The sequence below is a fragment of the Bacteroidota bacterium genome (assembly GCA_034723125.1).
In the GTDB taxonomy this organism is placed as follows: Bacteria; Bacteroidota; Bacteroidia; order CAILMK01; family JAAYUY01; genus JAYEOP01.
In genome coordinates, this window is sequence record JAYEOP010000124.1 from 1 (window position 1) to 4227 (window position 4227).

3 protein-coding genes are annotated in these 4227 nt (G+C 29.9%); 2 read left to right on the forward strand and 1 reads right to left on the reverse strand.

The window, feature by feature from the left end:
* Nucleotides 1-189 precede the first annotated feature (189 nt).
* Nucleotides 190-1152: a YitT family protein gene (locus U9R42_03755; GenBank protein ID MEA3495131.1), complete on the forward strand. Its 963-nt coding sequence runs from the start codon at nucleotides 190-192 to the stop codon at nucleotides 1150-1152.
* Between the two features lie 127 nt (nucleotides 1153-1279).
* Here U9R42_03755 and U9R42_03760 read toward each other — a convergent pair whose 3' ends face one another.
* Nucleotides 1280-3817, reverse strand: coding sequence for a TonB-dependent receptor (locus U9R42_03760; GenBank protein MEA3495132.1), 2538 nt, complete (start codon nucleotides 3815-3817; stop codon nucleotides 1280-1282).
* 114 nt (nucleotides 3818-3931) lie between these two features.
* Between U9R42_03760 and U9R42_03765 the strand changes: the two genes are divergently transcribed.
* The gene (locus tag U9R42_03765; GenBank protein MEA3495133.1) at nucleotides 3932-4210 is read left to right on the forward strand and encodes a hypothetical protein; all 279 of its coding nucleotides are present in this window, start codon (nucleotides 3932-3934) and stop codon (nucleotides 4208-4210) included.
* Nucleotides 4211-4227: the final 17 nt, after the last annotated feature.

Genomic DNA, 4227 nt, shown 5'->3' on the forward strand with positions numbered 1-4227 from the left:
TTCAAAATAATTTATCTAAATTTGATATTTTGAATCCTTTAAGGGGTCTTTGAAATATAGCGGAATATTAGATTTTAAATAATGTTATTAATTCCAAAGATTTTGGAGAGCGATGGAGGGAAAAAGTTGACAAATATGAGGATTTGTCGTGATATAATTTAGTTGTGTGCTATTGAATAAAAAAAAAGTATGAACCCGATTTTTCAATATATTATCTCAGAGACTGTAAAGCATAGATTTAAAAATAAAAAATATCTGTCAACGCAATTTGAGAAGGCAATAAAAATTACAAAAGTTGAATTTTCACATTTAATTCGTGATAGCTTTTTTATTTTATTGGGAGTACTATCAGCTGGTTTTGGATTAAAAGGATTTTTACTGCCAAATATGTTTATAGATGGTGGTGTAATGGGAATTTCTCTTACAATAGCCGAACTGACAGAAATACCATTATCAGTTTTAATAGTTGTAATAAACCTTCCATTTTTAATTATGGGCTTTTCTACAATCAGTAAACAATTTGCATTTAAAAGCATTATTGCAATTGTATTACTTGCTATCTCTGTTCATTTTATACCATATCCTATTATAACTAATGACAAATTACTGATTGCTGTTTTTGGTGGTTTCTTCTTAGGATTAGGAATTGGATTAGCAATTCGAGGAGGTTCTGTTATTGATGGAACTGAGGTGTTGGCAATTTTTATAAGTAAAAAAACTTCATTGACAATTGGAGATGTAATTTTAATATTTAATGTTCTTATTTTTTCAGTTGCTGCTTATGTGTTTACAATTGAAATTTCATTATATGCAATGTTGACATATTTAGCAGCATCAAAAACTGTTGATTTTGTTGTGTCAGGAATAGAAGAATATGTAGGAGTAACAATTATATCAGATTATAGTGAAGAAATTAGATTATCTATAATTGAAAAACTTGGAAGAGGTTGTACCATTTATTTTGGCAAAAAGGGCTATGCTAAAAAAGGTGAAGCCTGTAAAGAAACTGAAATTGTTTATACCTTGATTACAAGATTGGAATTAGCAAAACTGCACACAGAAATAGATAAAATAGACAAGGATGCATTTGTTGTAATGCACAGTATAAAAGATGCAAAAGGAGGGATGATAAAAAAAAGGCCATTGAAATGATAACAACAGCACGCAATTGTGTAGATGGCTAACAATCAAATAATCACCAGTATATCCCCATTAAAACTCCAAATCTTCCCAATGAAAGACTCTTGAAATTTTGATAGTAAGGAATTATAAATTAGCCTTAAAACTTAACAATTAAACTAACATTAAAACGCCTTGCGGTAAGGTAATTGGGAACACCCCAATAATTGTTATTTACATCTTTTACCCAAAAATATGAAATAACATTTCTTACACCAAACATATTAAATATTTCTCCACTAAGCCAGATTGATTCGAAATTTTTGAAGAATTTATTTGAGTTCCCAAAATTTTCTTTTCTTGATACAAGGAGTTTAGAAAAACCTACATCAACACGCTTGTATGCTCTCATTCTACCTTTATTCCTGAGATGTTCAAACTGTGGCGGGCCAAAAGGAAGTGGTGTTGCAAAAATAAAATTCAGGTTAACTTTTGATGTTGGATTATTGGGTAAAAAATCCTGAAAAAATATTGCCGCTCTAAATCTTTGATCTGTTGGCCGTGGAATCAAGCCTTGCTCTTCTGTAATATATTTTCCTTCTGCATCTGTTTTTCTATTACCTTCTTCGTCATAAACATAAGTGAAATCATCTTCAATATCTTCTTTTGTTTGCATAATGGAAATATTTGCCCATGAAGGAAGTCCATTAACAAACTGTCCATGTAATTGCAGGTCAACTCCTGTTGCATAACCTGTTGCACAATTTTCGGCAAAATATTTTATTCGCACATCTTCAATATCATAAGGAATTATATCATCAAGATATTTAAAATATGCTTCTGTTGTCCATTTAAATGTTCTGCTCCACATTTGAAAATAAAGGTCACTACCAAGAACAAAATGATATGATTTTTGAGCTCTTATTTCAGGATTTAAAACACCTTGTCTGTTTCTTAGCTCTCTGTAAAATGCTGGCTGGTAATACATTCCTGCAGAAAGCTTTATTTGTAATTTTCTTTTATAAGTTGTGTCTTCAGGATTGTTGTATAAAGTTCTTAGATTCTCCCTGTTCCAAGGTTCAAAAACAAATTGAAATCGTGGAGTAACAATAAACTCATTATTATAATCCCAATAATTGGCACGAACACCGGCAGTGAGATAAGACCTGTTGGAATCATTTAAAGTAAAAGTATTTTGTAAATACCCACTATATCTAAATGATTTTAAATCAACACTTGTGCTTACAAATCTATTTAATTTCAGTTCATTTTCATTAATTGGAATAATGTAATCCGAAGAATCAAGAAGTTCCCATTCACGTAATTCATCTTGAATATTTTCGTACTGCATTTTTATGCCCCAGCGTAATTCCGATTTATGGAATATCTTTTCTCCTTTATGTTGAAAATTAAAAATATCAGCATAAAGTCTGTTTCTCGCATGATTCAAAAATGTACCTACACCAAGGTTATACTTTGTACTGTCAAAAGTTTCTGAACCAGGGTCCGTATCAACTTGGTCGAGCCAATATTGCCCCATTACATCAAAATATTCCGTTTCTTTTGTTGAATATGCAGATACAATAAATTTTAATTTCAAGCTGTTGTTATTTTCATAAGTGAGGTCAATTGCGTTTAAAACATTTTCATATTTTGTAACTTCTTGTCCGTCAAAATAAACTTTAAAACGCAATACCAAATCGTGAGTTCCATAATCTGTTGTTTGAGATTTGGGTATTAAATTGTATTTGTTTCTTCCGTAATAAGAAAAAAGACCGACTTTAAGATTTTCATTTAAATCATAAGAAATATATGATTGTAAATCCGAAAAAGAGGAGTTGTATTCTCCTTCAACATCAAGAGAATTAAGGAAATAGGAGTTTGACCTTTGGCGAGCACCCAAAAGATATTTAAATCTATGATTATCGGAAGAACCTTCTACGTGAGCTGAAGCTCCTAAAAGATTTACAGAAAATCCTGCATGAAATTCATTGGGAGTTTTGTATTTTATATCAAGAACCGATGAAAGTTTATCTCCGTATTTTGCTTCAAATCCACCGGCAGAAAAATTTATTGATTCAATTAGGTCGGAGTTTAAAATTGGCAAACCCTCTTGTTGTCCTGAACGTACAAGAAATGGTCGGTAAATTTCAATATCATTTATGTAAACAAGATTTTCGTCATAGTTTCCACCTCTAACGGTGTATCCTGATGAAAGTTCGGTATTTGAGGAAACACCCGGTAATGTTTTGACAATTGTAATAACCCTTTCGGTAGTTGATGGAAGTACATCTAATACTTCTACATCAATTTTTTGCATTGGGATTTTTTTGGTTTTCTTCCCTTTATATTCTTTGATAACAACTGTTTCTAAATTATATTCTTTTGCCAGAGTTACATTTATCATTTTTTTTTCACCTGATTGTAAGGCTTGAATAATAATTCTTTTAACATTTTTTTGATAAGAAAAATAAATTATTGATTTCTTTCCCGAAGGTATTTTTAAGGAATATTTACCTGTTGATGAGCTTGTTGTTCCTGAATTTGAATTGTGAATCCAAATATTTACACCATTTAATGCTTTGCTGTCAATATCTGTAACAGCACCATAAATTGTTGCATAATTTTGCTGAGAAAAAGATTTTGATAAGGAAAGAATTAAGATTAGGATAAAAAATGTTAGAGTTTTAAAATTCATTCGACATTAGATTAGCATTATTTTTTTACTTTTGAAAACGATTGACTATCGTCATTATTGCAAGCATGCAAAAGTAATGAATAAATTATTTTAAAAAATAAACAGCAAAACAAAATGCAAACAGAAGTACTAAAATTGAATTTAATCAGATATATTATGGAAGTTGGTGATATTTCCAAATTAAAAAGAATGGATTTTATGTTAAGGAATATAACAAAAGGTGAAAGCAAAGTTGATCCAAGAAAATTTTCGAAACCTATAAGGGGGAAATTAGATGTAGATAAATTAAAAAAGGAACAAAATTATAAACCTATTGATAAGAAAGTTTTTTTTAAAAAAATAAAAAAACTTGAAATTGAAGAATCTATTGAAGAACTTCTTGAAATGATTTGATGATGAATTATTTACTT